This window comes from Pseudomonas kermanshahensis (assembly GCF_014269205.2).
Lineage (GTDB): Bacteria > Pseudomonadota > Gammaproteobacteria > Pseudomonadales > Pseudomonadaceae > Aquipseudomonas > Aquipseudomonas kermanshahensis.
The window spans coordinates 42,851-62,552 of the sequence record NZ_JABWRY020000002.1 but is presented as its reverse complement, the minus strand read 5'-3'; the positions used below and the strand labels follow the sequence as shown (position 1 = coordinate 62,552).

Genomic DNA, 19,702 nt, shown 5'->3' with positions numbered 1-19,702 from the left:
TGCCATCACCGTTTGCGGGCCCGGGCATGACTGACGACGCTGAGCGCTGGAAAGAGAAATACCTTAAGAGCATCGAGCAGCAAGAGAAGCTTGAACGCCGTTGGGACGCGCGTCTCGACCTGTTGCGTCGTGGGCTGGTGCGCAGCACCCTGGCTGCCGAAGGCAGTGACAAGGTGGTGGACCAGTGCATGAAGGAAATGCGTGAGGTCATCCGCAGCGACAACATGGACGCAGGCCTTGCCGGGCTGATTCCGCGCCTGGAAAAAGCCGTGCTGGATTCCGAGCAACGCCGGGAAACCCGCATGAACCAGGTCAGCGATGCGCTGACGGCGCTGGTCACTCAGCTGCAAGGCTTGCCGCTGCCAAGCGACATCTCGCGGCCGCTGAAAAAACTGGCGAAAAAACTCGACGGCGGGGTTGCCCAGTCGCGTGAGCTGCCCCCGTTGCTGGGGGAGCTGAGCGGCCTGCAAGGTCGCGCGCTGGATGCGTTGGGCAAGCCTGAAGAAGAGCGGCCAGGCTTTCTGCAGCGCTTGTTTGGTGGTCGTGACAGCGAGCAGCCCGACGAAGCAGAGGTTGCACTGGCGGCGGCGCCTGTTGTGGCAATGGCTGAGGCCGTGGCGCCGCCCGTTGCCGCCCCCGTTCAGCGCGTTGCTGAAGACCCGCAGCCCGAGGATGTAGACGCACTGCTGCCCTTGGCACCCCCAGCACTGCCTGAGCCAGCCTTGGTAGCGGAGCTGGAAGGGCCGGCACTGATCGAAACCGCAGACGTGCCGAGCGCGCCGCCACCCGAGCCTGTGCCGGATGAGGCGCCAGCGCCAGAGCCAGCCCTCAGCCAACCCACGCCAGAGGCCGTACCGCCGCAGACGCTGGAAGAAACGTTCGGTGAAGATGGCCCCTATGCCCTGCCCTACGCGGTAGAGCCGCCCTACAGCCAAGTGGCCGCCCATATCGAGCAGACGCTGATCGGCTTGCTCGACGACCTCAGCCTGCCCGAGCGGCACAAGGCCCAGGCCCTGGAAATGCGCGAGCGGGTGGCGCGGGGGCTGAACTGGTACGAACTGATCCCGGTGCTCGACGACTTGGCGGTGCTGATGTTGGCGATTACCGACAGCGGCCAGCACGAATTCGAGACCTACCTGCAACAGCTCAACGAGCGCCTGGAAGGTTTCCAGAGCCACCTGCACGAAGCCAGTGCCGGGCATGCCGACAACAGCACCGCCGCCGAGGCGCTGGACACCCAGCTCCGCCAGCAGGTTGATGGGCTGCAGAGCAGTGTGAAGGGCGCCGCCGACGTGGACAGCCTCAAGCACATCCTGGAAAACCGGCTCGAGGGCTTGCTGGTGACCATGGACGAGCACAAGCACGAGCGTGATCGCCGCGAGCAGGAACTTGCCGGTCGCCTGCAGGGCCTGTCCGAGCGTGTGGCGAACATGGAGCACGAGGCGCTTGGCTATCGCGAGCACCTTGAAGAGCAGCGGCAAAAGGCCTTGCTCGACCCGCTGACCGGCCTGCCTAATCGCGCAGCCTGGAGCGAGCACCTGGAACGCGAGATGCTCGACTGGCAGGAAAACGGCGGCCACTTGGCCATGGCGATTCTCGACCTGGACCACTTCAAGCGCATCAACGACAACTACGGGCACCTGGCGGGTGACAAGGTGCTGAAGATCGTCGCTGACCAGCTGCGCAAGCGCCTGCGCGGGCGCGACTTCATCGCCCGCTTTGGCGGTGAGGAGTTCGTCCTGTTGTTCCCGCAGACTTCACCCGCCGCGGCCGCACAGATGGCTGAGCTACTGCGTGCGACCATCGAAGCCTGCCCGTTCCATTTCAAAGGCGAGCGCGTGGTGATCACCGCCTCCATTGGCTTGGGTGCATTCCGTTCCGGCGAGCGCGGTGACCAGGTGCTCAAGCGCGCCGACACCGCGCTGTACCGTGCCAAGGACTTGGGGCGCAACCGAGTCGAGCAGGGGTAAGGGCGGCACTGACTCACGGCGAGCACAGGCCATTCAGAGCACGTTATACTGTAGCGCTTACACGCTGAGGCCGCCGACGTGCTTTCCACCGTTAAAAAAACACTGCTCACCTGCTTGCTGGTTGCTGTTGCAGGTTGCTCGACGGGCCTGCGCATCGACCGCAGCCACCCTTCGGCCAACCAGGACGAGCGTATCCAGTTTGTCGTCCTGCACTACACCAATGCCTCGCTCGAGCGCTCATTGGCGCTACTGACCCATGGCGAGGTCAGCAGCCACTACCTGATCGGCGATGGCCCGGCCACGGTCTATCAGCTGGTGGATGAAAGCCGCCGCGCCTGGCACGCCGGTGACAGCCAATGGCAAGGGCGCACCTGGTTGAATTCGACCTCGATCGGTATCGAAATCGTCAACCCAGGGTTCACCGATACGCCGAATGGCCGAGTCTGGCACCCCTACAGCGAAGCCCAGATTCAGGCCTTGATCGCGCTGCTCAAAGACATCGTCAAACGCAACAACATCGACCCCCGGCATATCGTTGGCCACAGCGATATCGCGCCGTTGCGCAAGCTCGACCCAGGCCCGTTGTTCCCGTGGAAGCGCCTGGCCGACGCGGGTATCGGTATCTGGCCCGAGCCTAACGCAGTGGCGCGGCAACAAGCCTTCTTCAGCGTCAACCCGCCGAGCGTGAGCTGGTACCAGCAGGAGCTGGCGCGTTTCGGCTATGCGATCGCGCAAACCGGTGAACTCGACGTGGCCACCCGGCATGTGATCGCGGCGTTCCAGATGCGCTTCCGCCCACAACGCTTCGATGGCATGCCCGATGCCCAGACGGCCGCCATGCTGCAAGTGCTCAACCGCATGCGTTGATGCAGGGGGAATGGGCTGCGCAGCAGCCCTTGACCCGTTAATCGCCCAACGGCGAGGATGATTCTCGATTCAGTTGCTATACCTTGGTAATCAACTGGATGCCCTTGATGTCAGCCCTCATCGCCACGCTGCGCCAAATTTTTTACCGTCCCTGGATGCTGGCCTCACTGGCAGCACTGGCCAGCGCCGCACTGTTGCTCAGCGCCAGCATCGGTATTGCCCTGCAGCAGATGAAACAAAGCGAGAGTGAACAGATGAATGCGCAGGGCGAGCGCTTTCTCGATCGCCTTGAGCAGGTATTCGGCCAGCTTCGTGAAGGGGTCGACACCCTGCAGGCGCAGCCCTTGCGCGGCTGCAGCCCAGAGATGCTGGCGGCATTGCAGCAGGTGGGCCTGAGTTCGCGCTTCATTTATGAAGCCGCGTACGTCGATGCCCATGTCGCCTGCTCCAACCGGGGGGATGAACGGGCCTTCGAACCACTGCGCGCGCCCGACATCAAGGGGCCGACCTACAGCTATTGGTTGAACACCACGATCGAACCCGACGAAAATCTGGCAGCCCTGATGCTGGGGCGTGGCAATTTCGTGGTGTCCACGTCGCGCGGGCACCTGACCGATGTTGTCGACCTGCCGCCCGGTGGCAGCCTAGTGGTGGTGCTGGACAACGGTACCCGGGCCATCCCGGTACTAGGCCCGCCGCAGGTGTGGCCACCGCCCTCGGCCTGGTCGGCCAGCCACAAGTCGCTGCTCGAATTGAGCGACCGCCTCATCTACCGCATGCCGACCAAATCGCCGGATTACCAATTGGTGCTGATTGCGCCACGCGCCAGCCTGCCCCTGCGCATGAACGGCATGCTCTGGCTGCTGTTCCCTGGCAGCGTACTGGCCGCCTGCTGCATTGGCTGGCTGGTGTTGCAGCTGATTCTGCAGCGCCGCTCGATGAGCTCGGAGCTGCAGAACGCACTGCGCCGGGGCGAACTGCAGGTGCTTTACCAGCCGATCATCGAGCTCGACACACGGCGTTGTGTCGGTGCCGAGGCCCTGGTGCGCTGGCGCCGCCCGGACGGCACCTTGACCAGCCCGGACCTGTTCATTCCGTTGGCCGAAAATACCGGGCAGATCCGCCAGATCACTGACTTTGTCTTGCAGCGGGTGCTTGAGCAGTTGGGCCAGTTGCTGCGTTCGCACCGCAACCTGTACATCTCGGTAAACCTTGCGGCGTGTGATGTGATGGTCCCGCGCATTGGCCGGGTGGCGGCGCGGCTGCTGGCCTTGCACCGGGTGGCGGCCAGCCAGATCGCCTTCGAGGTGACCGAACGCGGCCTGATCGACGTGGTGGTGGCGCGCGACAACCTGCAGGCTCTGCGTGCGGTGGGCCACCAAGTGTTGATCGACGATTTTGGCACGGGTTACTGCAGCCTCGCCTACCTGCAGACGCTGCCCGTGGACTGCCTGAAGATCGACAAGGCCTTCATTGATGCCTTGGGGCACGATGCCGCCAGCAGTGGTGTGGCCCCGCACATCATCCGCATGGCCCACGACCTGCACCTGCGGGTGATTGCCGAAGGCATCGAATGCGAAGACCAGGCGGTGTTACTCAACAGTGAAGGGGTTAATTACGGCCAAGGCTGGTTGTTCGCCCGGCCGTTGAACGCCCGTCAATTTGCCGAGCTGGTGACCCGCGGGTGGCGGGCGGTGCCGGCGCGGCGGGGTACCGATGAGTCTTGAGGGCAAACCCTGTCGTCAGACCGGCAATGCCATGTAGAACTGAGTGCCCTGCCCCGGCCGGGAAAATACGCCCATTCTGCCACCGTGCAGTTGCACGATTTCTTTGCACAACGCCAAGCCAAGACCCGCGCCACCTTTTTTGCGCCCTACCTGCACAAACGGCTCGAAGATGCGCCCTTGCTGCCCATAGGCGATACCCTCGCCGTTGTCTTCGACACTGATGATCACCCGCTCCGCATGCCGCCTGGCGTGAAGCCGTATACGGCCACCGCTGGGGGTATGGCGGACCGCGTTGTGCAGCAGGTTGTCCAACACCCGGTCGAGCTGGGCGATGTCGGCCTGAATACGTGGCAGCGGCAGTTCCAGCTCCTTGATCAATTCGATCTGCTTGTGCGCGGCCTGCTCGGTAAAACGCAGCTGCGCGCGCTCCAGCAGCTCATCGATGGCACAGGGGGCGAGGTCAAGCTTCTGCAGGCCGCTCTGGTAGCGCGAGAAATTGAGCAAGTCGTTGATCAATTGGGTCAGCCGCTGCATTTCCTCGCCGATGGTCTCGAGCAGGTCGTACTCGCGCGCCTCGGGCGGGAACTTCACCCGCTCGCGCAGCAGGCCGAACGCCATGTGCATGCCCGTGACCGGGGTGCGCAGCTCGTGCGAGGCACGCAGCACGAACTCGCTGCGTACGCGCTCGAAGGCCCGTTGTTCGGTGACATCGTGCAGCACCATCACCGCACCCAGGATCGGCCCCTGGGGGTGGCTGACCGGTGTCAGGCTGTAGGTCAGCAGGCGGGTTTCTTCATCGACGTCGATGCTCAGGTCGTCGGGTGGGCGATCAAGGCTACCACCGCGCAGCACTTGGCGTAGCTGTTGCTCCAGCTCCGGGCGTTGCAAGGCTTCGGCCAGGGTGTTGCCTAGGCGGCTGTCGCTCCAGCCCAGCTGGCGCTGCGCCACAGGGTTGAGGTGTTCCAGGCGGCCTTGGCGGTCAATGATCAGCAGGCCATCGTCGATGCTGTCGAGCACGGCCTGCAGGCGTTGCTGGCCGGCCAGCAGTTCATCGACGTTGGTTGCCTGGTGCTTGCGCAAGGCGTCGGCCATGAGCCCGAAGCGGCGGGTCAGTTGGTTCAGCTCGATGGCCTGGGTAACTGGCAGTGTTACGTCGAAGTCGCCCTTGCCCAATTGATCGGCCGCCTTGGCCAAGGCTTCGATCGGTTGGCCGAAGCGTCGCGCGATGTTGTGCGCCGTGATGAAACCCAGCACGAGGATCACCAAGCCCATCAGGCCAAGGACGCCGCTGACCATCAAGGCGCGATCGCGGGTATGTTCCTCGCTGCGGGTAATGTGATCCAGCGCTTGCTTGTGGGCGTCGATAAGGTCGGTGCGCACTTGGTTGAAGGCAGCCCCCAGGGGCTGGTCCATACCCATGCTGCGCGCCGGTGCAGGGCTGTCGCGGTAGGCCTCGAGGAAGGTCTGGTAGTTGCTGCTGGCCTTGCTGAAGCCGGTGCGTTCGCCGCCTTGTTCAAGCCCTTGGTTGAGCAGGGACTGGAAGTTGTCTTGCAGCACTTGCAGGCTTTGCGGCGCGGTGTCCTCGTCGAGGATCAGGGTCAGCTGTTCGCCGAGGTTCTGCCGCAATTTAAGCCCCACTTCCAGGGCGTGGGTGGTGTCTCGCACGAGCTGCTGTTGCACCGAGGCCATCTGCAGCACGCTCACCAGGCCCAGCATCAGGCCGAGCAAGGCCACCGTGACCAGCGCCGAAATGCTGAGGAAAAGCCGCGTGCGCAGCTTCATCTGCCACTTCATAGGTTGTACTGCTTACGTTTGCGATACAGGGTCGAGGCATCGATGCCCAGGGTTTTGGCGGCCTGGTCAAGGGTATCGCTGGCAGCCAGCACCGCACCGATGTGGGCGCGTTCCAGTTCATCCAGGCTCAAGGCTGCGCCAACCCGAGGTGCGTTGCCGGCGGGTTGTTCGCCCATGCCCAGGTGGCTGATCTCGACGCGCTCCTGCGGGCAGATGATGCTGGCGCGTTCGACCACGTTGCGCAGTTCACGGATGTTGCCAGGCCAGCGGTAGTTGAGCAGGGCTGCACGGGCTTCGTCGCTGAAGCCGCGGGCGGGCCGGGAGTATTCCTTGACGAAGCGGGCCAGAAAACGATCGGCCAGGGTCAGGATGTCTTCGCTGCGCTCGCGCAGGGGCGGCAGGTGCAAGGTGATCACGTTCAGGCGGTACAGCAGGTCTTCGCGGAAGCGGCTTTCGCGCACCATCTCCTCGAGGTTGAGGTTGGTGGCAGCCAGAATGCGCACATCGGCGCGTCGGGTGACCGGGTCACCCACACGCTCGTACTCCTTGTCCTGGATAAAGCGCAGCAGCTTAGGCTGCAAGGTCAGTGGGAAATCACCGATTTCATCCAGGAACAACGTGCCGCCGTCGGCCTGGCTGACCCGGCCAAGGGTGCTCTCGCTGGCACCGGTGAAGGCGCCGCGGGTATGGCCGAACAGCTCGCTTTCCATGAGCTCGGCATTCAGCGAGGGGCAGTTGATGGTGACGCAGGCTTTGCGCGCACGCTTGCTCCAGCCATGAATGGCGCGGGCCAGCTCGCCCTTACCGGTGCCGGACTCGCCCAGGATGAGGATGTTGGCATCGGTGGTTGCAACCTGGCGCGCCGTTTCCAGCACCACCATCATGGCCGGGCTGTGCGAGTCGAGGCCGTCCTTGGGTTTGCGCACCTCGCCTTCAAGGGCTTCGAGGCGTGCCGACAGTTGGCGCACTTCCAGCTGTTTGGCGGTGGCCAGGCGCAGCTGGTCTGGGCTGCAGGGCTTGACCAGGTAATCGGCCGCCCCTGCCTGGATGGCATCCACCGCGGTGTCGATCGCCGAATGCGCGGTCACGATCACCACCCGCATCCAGGGGGCCTGGATGCGCATCTGCGCCAGCACGTCGAGGCCGTTGTCCTCGCCCAGGCGCAGGTCGAGGAAGCACAGGTCGAACACCTGGCGTTGCAACAAGGTTTCGGCTTGGGCGGCACTGTTGGCGGTGGCCACGCTATAGCCTTCGTCTTCGAGGCAGTAGCGGAAGGTGCGCAGGATCGCGGACTCGTCATCCACCAGCAGAATGCGGCCTTGGTTGTCCTGGGCTGATTCCATTTCCTGCGCTCCTTAGGATAGATCTTCAATTAGTGTGGGAAAAATCGGGCAAGTTGCATGGTCAATTCTGAAGGATTCTGTCCTTTGCATGCTAGCCAATGGCCAAAGTAAGCCCGAAAACCGCGATATCTCGATGATTTGCTTAGAGCTACGCGCTGGCACATTGGTTGCGACTATTTTCTGTTTTTGCCAACAAAGGAGCCACAGCCATGCCCTTTTCCCCACGACTGGCCGTGTTGGCGGCCACCTTGCTGCCGGTATTGACCCCGGCATTCGCTGACCCTGTGCAGGACGCCCGCCTGGAGGGCTCGCTGCAAACCGCGTTATCGCTCAACAGGATGCTCAACCCGTTTCGCATCGATGTCGAGGTGGACGGCCAGCAGGCGCGGCTGACCGGTGAGGTCGAGAACGATGTCGAGCGCCAGTTGGCCGAGCATGTCGCCCTGGCTACCCGCGGTATCGAACAGGTCGACAACCAGTTGAAGGTCAATGCCCAGCTGGTGGAGCGCCCGCTGGAACTGCGGGCTTATGCACAGCGGCTGGAAGATGCAACGTTGGCTGCCGTGATCAGGGCACGGCTGCTGTGGAGCCGCACGACCGAGAAAGCGCCTATCGAGGTGCAAAGCAGCGATGGCGTGGTGACGCTTCGCGGCAGGGTCGACAGCGCGGAGGCCAAGGAGCTGGCCGGGGTGGTGGCGCGAACCACCGACGGCGTGCACCTGGTCAACAACCTGGTCAGCCTGGATACCGCCGCCATGGCCAAGGCTCGCGAGAACCCGGTGGGTGCCCCGACCGGGCCGCAACCCAGCGATAGCTGGATCGTCGACAAGATCCAGAACAGCTTCCGTTTCAGCCGCAACCTCGATGGCCTGAACCTCAAGGTGGCCAGCCAAGAGGGCCTGGTACGGCTGTCGGGAGAGGTGGTCAGCAGCGAGCAGAAAACCATCGCCGTGGAGATCGCCCGGCAGATCATCGGCGTGCGCGGTGTGGACGCCGACCTGCTCAAGGTCGCGACCAAGGTCGAGGGCTGATCGTGCAATTCGCACGACGTCAGGGACGGCATCGTGCAGGATACGTCCTTCGGTGCCATGCGTGATTATCTTAAGTATATGATTTTAAAGGAATTTTATTGAATTCAAAGGCTGGCATGCAGGCTGCAATTACCTGTTCAGGTTTGAACAACAATTACAGCAGGAGGAGCCGGCATGAACCGCCAATCTGTCAACCGCTCGCAGAACGCCGCACTGCCTTTGCGCCAGTTCCTGTTTCTCGGCATGGCGCTGCTGATGACCTTGGCCGCCGGCCTCTTCTACTACAGCTGGCAGACCGCGCGTCTGGCAGATCAAGTGGCGGCGCAGACCGCGCTGTTGACGCAGATTCAGGCAACCCGTGCCAGCACCCTGGTCAGGGCGGCTGACCCGCTGCCTTCGCCTAAGGCCAATGCCTCGTCGGCCACCGTAGAAACTGTCGTACCCCAGGATCGCTGGGTGTTCTGAGCCTGTCCTGGACGCCTAGGGCCGGATTGATTTCAAAAAAGAAAGGAGAACCACCATGCTGAGTTGGGCTATCACTTTCCTCATCATCGCCATTGTCGCCGCCGTACTGGGCTTCGGTGGTATCGCTGGCGCCGCTACGGGTATCGCGAAGATCCTGTTCATCGTCTTCCTGGTCCTGTTCGTAGCCTCCTTCTTCTTTGGACGTGGTCGAGGTTGACGATGAGCAGGAAGCTTTGCACTGCCCTGGCTGCCGCCTTGTTGCTGGGCGGCAGTGCAGGGGCGATGGCGGCCAATGACGGCCAGGTCCGGGTCGACCAATTGCTCGGCTCGGACCCTGAATACCGGGAAGCGTGGGAGGACACGATCAAGGGCGAGGAACGGCTGCCCGATTGGGTAGTCAACCTCACCGGCAGTGCCCAGGAGCAGATGTCGGCAGTCACCGAGGACGGTGACCAGTACCTGGTCGGCCCCCTGTGCGAAACGGCGGACAACTGCACCTACAAACGCCTGATCGTGGCGTTCAGTTGGGACAAGGACGATGCCTACGGGATGCTCGTAGAGGTACCCGAAGGCTTGCCGAGCGATAAGTCGCCTACCCGTCATGCGCAGTACCGCTGGCTTGGCAAGCCGGATGACGGCATGAAGGCGATGTTGCGCGAGCAACTCAAGCGTGACCCGAAATGGTACTGAGCGTTTAGCCAGCGCTGATGAACGGTAACGCACTGTCACGTAATAGAAGCTGAACCTTTTTATAGTTCAGGCTTCTATGATGCGCCGCCCCGAGGAGGGGCAGCACATGACCATGGGGCCGGGCTGTTCTGATTGTTGCAAGATCGGAGTGGCCTAGGGGTACAGGGAGTGCCTCCAGTATTGGGCCGGGTCAGGAAAGGCGGAATCGGAAGCCTCAGGTCGGGGGTGTCATCGGGGACACCGCACCGACCTGACTTCCGAGGAGCCATCAGCCATTTCATCAATGCCATCGTCCAATGGCCCTTCTTGCGTGTTTTTCGCTTCGGGACACATTTTGTCTCGACCGTACATCACATTTTTTTCCGTTCGATGCCGCTGCCGCAAGTGTCATTTCGGCCATTCGGATTGTCGAACAAGCCATTCATCCCCCTCCCTATGCACTGCCATATCGGCCCAAAAATGGCGCTTTGGTCTTGTTCGGGTTTCCGAACGTTATAAATCAAGCACTTGCGGCATGCCATTTTCAGCGCAAACCGTTATGCAGTATCGGCATGGGGTATGCGTTTCCGGCATTAGATTTCCCCCTTCCCCATCGCAATAGTTGCCGCCTTTTCGCTGGCCCGAGCGCCCTGTCGCTCGCTCGCGGTGTCCTTACATGAGGTCGCCGGACGGAAGCTTTTTCGCTCACCGTGACGTTGCCAACGGCTCTGTTACGCGCGTTTTCGTTCGACGCCCATGACCACTAGAACAAAGGGTAAAGACATGAAGAAGGCAAAACTGAGCCTCGCCTGGCAGATCGTTATCGGTCTGGTCCTGGGCGTTGCAATCGGCGCGCTACTGAATCATTTCAGTGCGGAAAAGGCATGGTGGATCAGCAACGTCCTCCAGCCCGCTGGTGACATCTTCATTCGCCTGATCAAGATGATCGTCGTCCCGATCGTGATTTCGTCGCTGATCGTGGGCATCGCCGGAGTTGGCGACGCGAAGAAACTGGGCAGCATCGGCCTCAAGACCATCATCTACTTCGAAGTGGTGACCACCATCGCCATCGTCGTCGGTCTGGTGTTGGCCAACCTGTTCCACCCGGGCGCCGGCATCGACATGAGCACCCTGGGTACCGTGGACATCTCCAAGTACCAGGCCACCGCGGCCGAAGTGCAGCATGAGCACGCGTTCATCGAAACCCTGCTGAACCTGATCCCGTCGAACATCTTCGCAGCGCTGATGCGTGGCGAAATGCTGCCGATCATCTTCTTCTCGGTAATGTTCGGCCTGGGCCTGTCGAGCCTGCAGGCAGAACTGCGCGACCCGCTGGTGCGTACCTTCCAGGCTGTGTCGGAGACCATGTTCAAGGTCACCCACATGATCATGAACTACGCCCCGATTGGCGTATTTGCCCTGATCGCCGTGACCGTCGCCAACTTCGGCTTCAGCTCGCTGCTGCCGCTGGCCAAGCTGGTGTTGCTGGTGTACTTCGCCATCGCCTTCTTCGCCTTCATGGTGCTGGGCCTGGTGGCGCGCGTGTTCGGCTTCTCGGTGATCAAGATCATGCGCATCATGAAAGATGAGCTGATCCTGGCCTACTCCACCTCCAGCTCCGAAACCGTGCTGCCACGGGTGATCGAGAAGATGGAGAAGTACGGTGCGCCGAAGTCGATCTGCTCGTTCGTGGTACCGACTGGCTACTCGTTCAACCTCGATGGTTCGACCCTGTACCAGAGCATTGCGGCAATCTTCATTGCCCAGCTGTATGGCATTGACCTGTCGTGGAGCCAGCAGCTGCTGCTGGTCCTGACCCTGATGGTCACCTCCAAAGGCATTGCCGGTGTACCGGGCGTATCCTTCGTGGTACTGCTGGCGACCCTGGGCAGCGTAGGCATCCCGCTGGAAGGCCTGGCCTTCATCGCCGGTGTCGACCGCATCATGGACATGGCCCGTACCGCACTGAACGTGGTCGGCAATGCCCTGGCCGCGCTGGTTATCGCACGTTGGGAAGGCATGTACGACGCTGCCAAGGGCGAGCAGTACTACGCCTCGCTGATGGCCGACAAGCAGGAAGCTGCAGTGGTTGGCCAGACCGCCAAACGCTGAAGCTAAAGCGTTGAACAAAAAGCCCCGACTTGTCGGGGCTTTTTGTTGCCTGTGGGATTGCCGGGGGCGCTTTGCGCCCCTTTCGCGACGCAAGGCCGCTCCTACACCGACCGCGTCATGCCCCTATTTACAGGGCATGTGCGGACACTGTGGGAGCAGCCTTGTGCTGCGAAGAGGCCGGTGACAACTGTCCTGTTCTCAGCGCCTGCCCCGGCCTCTTCGCAGCACAAGGCTGCTCCTACAGGGGGGTGGGCTACGTTTGGCGCTAATGAACAGCTCGATACGCTATCATTCGGGCATTTTTCAGGGGGAATACACGGATGCTCAACGGCCTTTGGCTCGGCTTTTTCCTGGTGGCGGCCGTGTCCGCCCTGGCCCAATGGCTGATCGGCGGTAACGCCGGCATCTTCGCGGCGATGGTCGAGAGCATCTTTGCCATGGCCAAGCTGTCGGTGGAGGTGATGGTCCTGCTGTTCGGCACCCTGACCCTGTGGCTGGGCTTTCTGAAAATCGCCGAGAAGGCCGGCATCGTCGAATGGCTGGCCAAGGTGCTTGGCCCGCTGTTCGCCAGGCTGATGCCAGAGGTACCCAAGGGCCACCCTGCCCTGGGCCTGATCACCATGAACTTTGCCGCCAATGGCCTGGGCCTGGACAACGCGGCCACGCCGATCGGCCTGAAGGCCATGCGGGCGCTGCAGGAGCTGAACCCCAGCAGCACCACCGCGAGCAACGCGCAGATCCTGTTCCTGGTGCTTAATGCCTCGTCGCTGACCCTGTTGCCGGTGACCATCTTCATGTACCGCGCGCAACAAGGCGCGGCCGACCCGACGATGGTGTTCCTGCCGATCCTGCTGGCCACCAGCGTGTCGACCCTGGTCGGCCTGCTGTCGGTGGCCGTCATGCAGCGCCTGCGTTTGTGGGACCCGGTGGTACTGGCGTATCTGATCCCCGGTGCGCTGCTGTTGGGCTGCTTCATGGCCTTTCTCGGCACGTTGTCGGCGGCCGCGCTGTCGAGCCTGTCGTCGATCCTGGGCAACCTCACGCTGTTTGGCGTGATCATGCTGTTTCTGGTAATCGGCGCGCTGAAGCGGGTCAAGGTATACGAAGCCTTTGTCGAAGGGGCCAAGGAAGGCTTCGATGTGGCCAAGAACCTGCTGCCTTACCTTGTGGCCATGCTGGTGGCGGTGGGTGTGCTGCGCGCCTCGGGCGCCCTGGAGCTGGCGCTGGATGGCATTCGCCATGCGGTGAACTGGATGGGCCTGGATACACGCTTCGTCGAAGGCCTGCCCACCGCGCTGGTCAAGCCGTTCTCCGGCAGTGCCGCGCGGGCGATGTTGATCGAGACCATGCAGACGCAAGGCGTGGACAGCTTCCCGGCGCTGGTCGCAGCGACCATCCAGGGCAGTACCGAGACCACGTTCTATGTGCTGGCGGTGTACTTCGGTGCGGTGGGCATCCAGCGGGTGCGCCACGCGGTCGGTTGCGCACTGCTGGCGGAGTTCTCCGGGGTGGTCGCGGCGATCTTCGTCTGCTACTGGTTCTTCGGCTGAGCCTGCGCGGCCTGGGCGACTGTCCAGGCCACCACCTGCCCTGCCAGCTGGTCGCTGGCCGCACCGAAGCCTGCGACGACAGCCGCGACCTGCTTGTCGGCCAACGGCCGGCGGATTTCGAACCGTTTGCTGGCCAGGATGCGCTGGCTACGGCCCTGGACCAGCCGCGCATCGTAACGAATCACCACCTCCACTGCCCCGTCCGGGCGGTACTCGCTTTGAAACGCCTGCAGTTCGCCGGCCAGCTCGTAGTCCGCCTGCAGGTTGCTGTCGTCGGCGCTCAGGCGCTGCACCTGGCCGTCACGCTGGAACCCGTCGAGCAGGCGGTTGCGTAACAGTACCGGCACAGCGTCGCTCCAGCGTGCGCCCTTGTAGCTGCTGACCACGTCCCCTTGTGGAATCACCGTGATCCGTGGGCCGGCCAGCACTTCGCTGGCCAGCGGTTTGTTCAGCCGCAGCGACCAGTCCAGCGGTGTGGCAACGCGGCTTGGCTGGTTCACGGGCAGGCGATAGAGGTCCACAGGTTCGCTTGGCGGCAGGATCGAGCAGGCACTGGCCAGGCTCATCGCGGCCGCCAGGGCCAAAAGGCGCAGCGAAGGTTTCATGGCTGGAACTCCTTGTTGTTGTCGCGGCCGAGCAGGTAGCCGCTTGGGTCGGCCTCCAGTTGCCGGGAAATGCCCTTCAGTGCGTTGAGGGTCTCGCGCAGCTCGCGGATTGCGGGGGTTAGCTGGTTCAGGCCCTGGGCACCGTCGCCAATGGCCTCACTGTTGTTCTTGAGCAACTGGTTGATGGTTGCCGTGCTGTCGGCCAGCGACTGCATGGCCTGCCCGGCATTGCCGATGGCTTGCTTGCCTTCGCTGCCGAGCAGGCCGTTGGCGTTGCGCATCAGTGCCTGGGTTTCGGCCAGGGTGGCGCTTGCCTGTTTGCCAACCTGCACCAGTTGTTCGATGGCCTGGGCAATGCCGCCGTTCTGGCCGGCGAAGGCACTGGTGGTCTTGTCGAGGTTGGCCAGGGTGCTGCTGAGGTGGCCAATGTTGTCGTCAGAGAACATCTGGTTGGCGTTGTGCAGCAGCAGGTTGATGTTGGTCACCAGGTCGCTGCTGTCGTTGAGCAGGCGTGAGATCGGCGAAGGCGACGCGATGATCACGGGCAACTTGCCGTCCTTGCCCTTGAGCTCCGGGCTGTGGGGCGTGCCGCCGCTGAGCTGGATGAACGAGTTGCCGGTGACCCCGGCCAGGGTCAGCTTGGCCTGGGTGTCTTCCTTGACCGGTGTATCGCCGCTCAGCCGTACGCGGGCGAGCACGCGGCGCGGGTCTTTGGGGTCGAGGCGCAGGGTCGACACGTCGCCGACCTTGATGCCGTTGTACTGCACCGGGCTACCCCGGGACAGGCCCGAGACGGCTTCGTTGAACACCACTTCGTAATCCTTGAAGGCATCGTCGACACTGGACTTGGTCAGCCACAGGCCGAACAGCATGGCACCGGCCACCACCAGGACGGTGACCAGGCCAATGAGGACATGATGTGCTCGGGTTTCCATCGTTCAGCGCTCCTGCCTCGGGCGGGCGGCGGCCTGTTCGGCTGCACGCCCGCGGGGGCCGTGAAAGTATTCTTGAATCCAGGGGTCGTTGGCTTGCTCGACCTCGGCCAGGGGGCCGGCCACCAGCACCTTCTTCTGCGACAGCACCGCGATGCGGTCGGTGATGGTGTAGAGGGTGTCCAGGTCGTGGGTGATGAGGAACACCGAGAGGCCCAGTGCGTCGCGCAGGGTCAGGATCAACTGGTCGAACGCGGCGGCGCCGATCGGGTCGAGGCCCGCGGTGGGTTCATCGAGGAACAGGATGTCCGGGTCCAGGGCCAAGGCGCGTGCCAGCGCCGCGCGCTTGATCATGCCGCCGGACAGCGAGGCCGGGTATTTGTCGGCGGCCGAAATCGGCAGCCCGGCCAGGGCCAGCTTGACCCCGGCCAGGTGCTCGGCATCCGCGCGGGACAAGCCAGCATGCTCGATCAGCGGCAAGGCGACGTTTTCGGTGATGGTCAGCGACGAGAACAGCGCACCCTTCTGGAACAGCACGCCGAAGCGCCGCTCGACCAACGAACGCTGCTCTTCGCGCAGCTCGGCCAGGTCTTGGCCGAATACCTTGATCTGCCCTTCGTTGGGCCGGCGCAGGCCAATGATGCTGCGCAGCAGCACCGATTTGCCGCTACCCGAGCCGCCGACCACGGCCAGGATCTCGCCCCGGTACAGGTCCAGGTCGAGGTTTTCATGCACGCTCTGGCTGCCGAAGCGGTTACAGATGCCCCGGGCCTCGATGACTGTTTCGCGCCCGCTCACCAGCCCATCTCCATGAAGAACAGTGCCGCCACCGCGTCCAGCACGATGACCACGAAAATCGACTGCACCACTGCCGAGGTGGTGTGTGCCCCTACGGATTCTGCACTGCCACTGACCTTGAAGCCTTCAAGGCAGCCGATGGCAGCGATCAGGAAGGCGAAAAACGGCGCCTTGGCCAGGCCGACGAGGAAGTGCTGCACACCGATGTCGGTTTGCAGCAGCGACAGGAACATGGCCGGTGAGATGTCCAGCGACAGCGCGCAGACCACCGCGCCGCCGACGATGCCACAGATCATCGCGAGGAAGGTCAGCAGCGGCAACGAGATCAGCAGGGCCAACACCCGGGGCACGACCAGCAACTCCATCGGGTTCAGGCCCAGGGTGCGGATGGCGTCGATTTCTTCGTTGGCCTTCATCGAGCCGATCTGCGCGGTGAAGGCACTGGCCGTGCGGCCGGCCATGAGGATTGCGGTCAACAGCACGGCGAATTCACGCAGAAACGAGAACGCCACCAGGTCGACGGTAAAGATGGTCGCGCCAAAGGCAGCCAGCACCGTGGCGCCGAGAAACGCCACCACCGCGCCTACCAGGAAGGTCAGCAAGGCCACGATGGGGGCGGCGTCCAGGCCGGTCTGCTCAATGTGAGCGACCACCGGGGTAAGCCGCCAGCGGTGCGGCTGGAAGGCCCTTCGCAGCAGGGTTTCCAGAATCAGGCCGACGAAGCCGAGCAATTGCCGGGTGTCTTGCCAAAGGGTATTGACGGCACGGCCGATGCGCTCCAGCAGCAACAGCAGCACCGGGCGTTCTGCTTCCTTGACCGGGATGCAGTAGTCCTGGACGGAGCAGTAGACGTTCTTGAGCAGGGCGCGGCTGGCGTCGGGCAGGCTGTCGGTGCAATGGGACAGGCGCTCGGAACCGAGCAGTTCGGCCAGCAGCGAGGCGCCGGCGGTGTCGAGGCGGCCCAGTTGGCTGAGGTCGGCAACGGTGTCGCTGCTGCATTGCGTGCGCAATTGGTCGCTTTCGCGCTTGAGGCTGGCGTAGTGGGCCAGGGTCCAATCACCGGTAATGCGCAGGCAGGCGGGGTGCTGGTTGGTGTCCAGGGTGGCGCTGGGGGGGGTGGTCATAGGCTCCATGCAACTGACTCGGCGCTAAGGCTTAGGGGCTGATCATAGCGCAGAGGGCATGGGCTGGTTTGTTGATTATGTGCTGAGTGTGGGCGCTGGGGGCCGCTTTGCGGCCCATCGCAGCGGTTTAGCGCCCCGGCAAGCCCCAACCATCACTTCGCCGCAGCGTCGTCGACCACCTTGAAGCGCAGCACACCAATCACCTGCCCGTCTTCGGTCAGCACCCTCACCTGCCATTTGCCCACCGGGTTAGGCGGGAAGTTCTGCTTGTGGGTCCAGGCGCGGTAGCCTTCCTTGCGCCCACCGTGGATGTCCAGGGCAATACGGTCGACTTCCGTGCCGTCCTTTTGCCACACGTGATAGATCCGCTCGTTCAGGCCTCGTGGTGCATTGATCGAGGTGTACGCATACAACCCGCTGCTCTTGATGCGGCTGGCAGCGATCTCGTCCAGCGACTCGCCGGGCTGGCGGTTGAGCACTTCGGTACTGACGGCCACTTCGGTCATCCACAGCGTCGCCGGTGGTACCCAGGAGCGGAGCAACCAGCCTCCGGCCCCGACCGACAGCGTCACCAGCACCAGGGCCACGCCGCGCCGCCAGGTATTCACCGGGAAGCTGCTGGCCAGGCTTGGGAAGGACAGGGCCATGGCGATGATCAACGCCAGCTTGAAGCTCTGGGCGGTGGTCAGGTGCAAAATGATTGGCAGCGCGGTCAGCAATGCTGCGAACAACGTCAGGGTGTGCAGCGCGAGGAACAGCCAGCGCCGTGGGGCCAGCCACTTGTAGTACAGCGGGTCGACGATCGAAATCAGCCCGGCAGCGCCCAGCAAGCCGGTAAACACCAGCTGGCCGCTGTTCCAGGTGGTGGTGATGAAGAAGAACGGCAGGACGAAGAACAGGGTTTCCTGGTGGATCATCTGCGTCGCGTAGCGCAGCAAGGGCTGCGGGATTTCGCGGTTGAAGGTGCGGGCGAACAGGCCGGTAAGGGTGTTTTCCAGCATCAGCCAGACCCAACTGACCAGCATCAGGACGGCTACCCAGCTGGCCAGGCCGGCCTGGCGGTCGACCAGGATGAAGCTGCCGATGCCAGAGAGGAAACCCCCAAGCGCAATGATGCCGGGGTAGCGTTTAAGCAGTTCGATGACGCGCTGGACGAAGCGGGGAATTGGGGGCATGGGTCTACAACAGGAGAGATAGGGTGGCTGTGCCGGCCGCTTCGCGGGCAAGCCCGCGCCCACAGGGGCAATGTCTACCGTTGTGGGAGCGGGCCCGCGAACAGGCCGGTACTGGCTAAAGGATACCGCCGAATCACTTCTGCCGTGTAGCACCGCTCGGTGGTTGCGGGGTGTGCCGGCGCCAACGCAGCAACCCTGCCGCCAGGAACAGCCCCAGCAGCAGGGCGAGCAGCCCGTACAGCTCGTCGTAACCCAGCAGCGGTTTCTCGATGCGCAGGTAACCCGGGTCCTTGAGCAATTCCTTCAGTGCCTCATTGGCCTGTGCCAGGCTGACCTGGCGCAACTTGCGCGCAGGGTTGGCAAAGCGGCCGTCGGTGTAGTCGTTCAACGCGCCCCAGTAATAGTCGGCCAAGGCGCTGTTGCCTTGGGTACTCCAGCTTTCCCGGGCAACGCTGGCGTCCTTGATACGGGCAAAGGTGTCCGGGTCGAGGCCTTCCTTGCGCAGGTGGTCGAACAAGCCCTGCATCACCTTGACCGCCTTGTCGATGTCGTCGCGTTCCAGGTCGGCGTTAAGGCTGAGCATGCCACTGTCGCCGAAGCTTTCGCGCTGCACCGATGGGCCGTAGGACAGCCCATTGCGCAGGCGCAACTGGTCGTACAGTGCCCAGTCCAGGTAGCGTGACAGCAGGTCGAGGGTCGGCTGGTGGTCGTTGTCCAGCACCGGCTCGATGAACAGCCAGTGCAACTTGACGCTGTCGCCCAGCCAGCCGCGGGTCAGGTCGCGGCGTTGGTCGGCCTGCTGGCTGATGCTCTCGAGGTTGCGGCGCTCTTCCGGTTCGGTGGCAGGCAGCTCGCCAAAAGTCCGCTCCAGGTAGGCCGGCAGCAGGCGGTCGAGGCCACCGACCAGGATCAGGGTCATGTTGTTGGCCGCGTACCAGCGGTCGCGCAGGGCCTGCACCTGTTCCAGGGTCATGTCGTCGATGTTCGAGCGCTCGGCGCACTTGAGGCCCAGCTCGGTGGCCAACTGGTCACTGGCGGGGTGGCCGATGTCCTGGCGGTCGAGCCAGCGCTGCAGGTGGCCATAGTGGCCGCCATCTTCGCGCTCGATGATCCTTTTCGCCGTGGCCAGGGCCTTGGCGTCGATCGGGGTGTCGCGGATTATCGCCAGCAGCAAGTCGAGGACTTTACGCTGGTTGCGCGCCGGCGCTTCGACCACGAAGGTGGTATCGGCGCTGCTGGTGTAGGCATTCCACTCGCCGCCCAGGGCTTGCAGGCGCTCTTCCAGGCCGCCCTCGCCCGTTTCGTCGATGCCGCTGAACAGCAAGTGCTCGAGCAAGTGCGGCAGCTCTTTCTGCTCGCAACTGAAGTCATCCAGGCCGACCCCCACCACCAGGCGGATGGCCACGTGGTCGCGTTCATAGCCGTTCTTGAGGATGACCTGCAGGCCGTTGGGCAGCAGGTAGCCTTCAACCCGCGAGCGGTCGAGGGCGAGCGTGGGCAGGCTGCAGATCAGTAGGCAAACGAACATCAGGCAACGCAT

The 19,702-nt window shown here is 63.2% G+C and carries 17 protein-coding genes; 9 read left to right on the top strand and 8 right to left on the bottom strand.

Annotated features, from left to right (window positions below; genetic code table 11):
• Positions 1-26 precede the first annotated feature (26 nt).
• The 3 genes from HU764_RS24675 (at position 27) to HU764_RS24665 (ending at position 4,564) form a co-directional block, all read left to right on the top strand.
• Positions 27-1,970, top strand: coding sequence for a GGDEF domain-containing protein (locus tag HU764_RS24675; protein ID WP_186703881.1), 1,944 nt, complete (start codon positions 27-29; stop codon positions 1,968-1,970).
• 78 nt (positions 1,971-2,048) lie between these two features.
• Positions 2,049-2,837: an N-acetylmuramoyl-L-alanine amidase gene (locus HU764_RS24670; protein ID WP_186703880.1), complete on the top strand. Its 789-nt coding sequence runs from the start codon at positions 2,049-2,051 to the stop codon at positions 2,835-2,837.
• Between the two features lie 107 nt (positions 2,838-2,944).
• Entirely contained in the window at positions 2,945-4,564 is a 1,620-nt protein-coding gene (locus HU764_RS24665) for an EAL domain-containing protein (RefSeq protein ID WP_027591968.1), read from the top strand.
• Positions 4,565-4,579: 15 nt separating this feature from the next.
• On the opposite strand, the gene HU764_RS24660 is transcribed toward HU764_RS24665, so the two are convergent.
• Together HU764_RS24660 and algB are read right to left on the bottom strand one after the other, a co-directional pair.
• The gene (locus HU764_RS24660) at positions 4,580-6,358 is read right to left on the bottom strand and encodes a KinB sensor domain-containing domain (RefSeq protein ID WP_027591967.1); all 1,779 of its coding nucleotides are present in this window, start codon (positions 6,356-6,358) and stop codon (positions 4,580-4,582) included.
• Positions 6,355-7,701, bottom strand: coding sequence for a sigma-54-dependent response regulator transcription factor AlgB (algB, locus tag HU764_RS24655; protein ID WP_027591966.1), 1,347 nt, complete (start codon positions 7,699-7,701; stop codon positions 6,355-6,357). The genes HU764_RS24660 and algB overlap by 4 nt, the downstream gene beginning before the upstream one ends.
• 209 nt (positions 7,702-7,910) lie before the next feature.
• Between algB and HU764_RS24650 the strand changes: the two genes are divergently transcribed.
• From HU764_RS24650 to HU764_RS24625, 6 genes are all read left to right on the top strand, one after another.
• Positions 7,911-8,732: a BON domain-containing protein gene (locus HU764_RS24650; RefSeq protein WP_186679095.1), complete on the top strand. Its 822-nt coding sequence runs from the start codon at positions 7,911-7,913 to the stop codon at positions 8,730-8,732.
• 174 nt (positions 8,733-8,906) lie between these two features.
• On the top strand, positions 8,907-9,197 hold the full coding sequence (locus HU764_RS24645) for a hypothetical protein (protein ID WP_186703879.1): 291 nt from the start codon (positions 8,907-8,909) through the stop codon (positions 9,195-9,197).
• A 55-nt stretch (positions 9,198-9,252) separates the two neighbouring features.
• Positions 9,253-9,414: a DUF1328 domain-containing protein gene (locus HU764_RS24640; RefSeq protein ID WP_003252966.1), complete on the top strand. Its 162-nt coding sequence runs from the start codon at positions 9,253-9,255 to the stop codon at positions 9,412-9,414.
• 2 nt (positions 9,415-9,416) lie between these two features.
• The gene (locus HU764_RS24635; protein ID WP_027591963.1) at positions 9,417-9,887 is read left to right on the top strand and encodes an inhibitor of vertebrate lysozyme family protein; all 471 of its coding nucleotides are present in this window, start codon (positions 9,417-9,419) and stop codon (positions 9,885-9,887) included.
• Positions 9,888-10,649: 762 nt separating this feature from the next.
• Positions 10,650-11,978 (top strand): glutamate/aspartate:proton symporter GltP, encoded by a 1,329-nt coding sequence (gene gltP, locus HU764_RS24630; RefSeq protein ID WP_027591962.1) that lies wholly within the window; start codon positions 10,650-10,652, stop codon positions 11,976-11,978.
• A gap of 320 nt (positions 11,979-12,298) precedes the next feature.
• Entirely contained in the window at positions 12,299-13,528 is a 1,230-nt protein-coding gene (locus tag HU764_RS24625; protein ID WP_099428017.1) for a nucleoside recognition domain-containing protein, read from the top strand.
• Here HU764_RS24625 and HU764_RS24620 read toward each other — a convergent pair.
• The 6 genes from HU764_RS24620 to HU764_RS24595 form a co-directional block, all read right to left on the bottom strand.
• Positions 13,510-14,133, bottom strand: a complete 624-nt coding sequence (locus HU764_RS24620) for an ABC-type transport auxiliary lipoprotein family protein (RefSeq protein ID WP_027591960.1) — start codon at positions 14,131-14,133, stop codon at positions 13,510-13,512. The genes HU764_RS24625 and HU764_RS24620 overlap by 19 nt on opposite strands.
• Positions 14,130-15,068: an MlaD family protein gene (locus HU764_RS24615; protein WP_027591959.1), complete on the bottom strand. Its 939-nt coding sequence runs from the start codon at positions 15,066-15,068 to the stop codon at positions 14,130-14,132. The genes HU764_RS24620 and HU764_RS24615 overlap by 4 nt, the downstream gene beginning before the upstream one ends.
• Before the next feature lie 3 nt (positions 15,069-15,071).
• Positions 15,072-15,863 carry an ABC transporter ATP-binding protein gene (locus HU764_RS24610; protein ID WP_027591958.1) on the bottom strand — a complete coding sequence of 264 codons (792 nt, stop codon included), beginning with the start codon at positions 15,861-15,863 and terminating at the stop codon, positions 15,072-15,074.
• Positions 15,860-16,996 (bottom strand): ABC transporter permease, encoded by a 1,137-nt coding sequence (locus tag HU764_RS24605; protein ID WP_186679092.1) that lies wholly within the window; start codon positions 16,994-16,996, stop codon positions 15,860-15,862. The genes HU764_RS24610 and HU764_RS24605 overlap by 4 nt, the downstream gene beginning before the upstream one ends.
• Before the next feature lie 143 nt (positions 16,997-17,139).
• Entirely contained in the window at positions 17,140-18,162 is a 1,023-nt protein-coding gene (locus HU764_RS24600; RefSeq protein WP_099452569.1) for a DUF5924 family protein, read from the bottom strand.
• A 133-nt stretch (positions 18,163-18,295) separates the two neighbouring features.
• Entirely contained in the window at positions 18,296-19,702 is a 1,407-nt protein-coding gene (locus HU764_RS24595) for a M16 family metallopeptidase (protein ID WP_186703878.1), read from the bottom strand.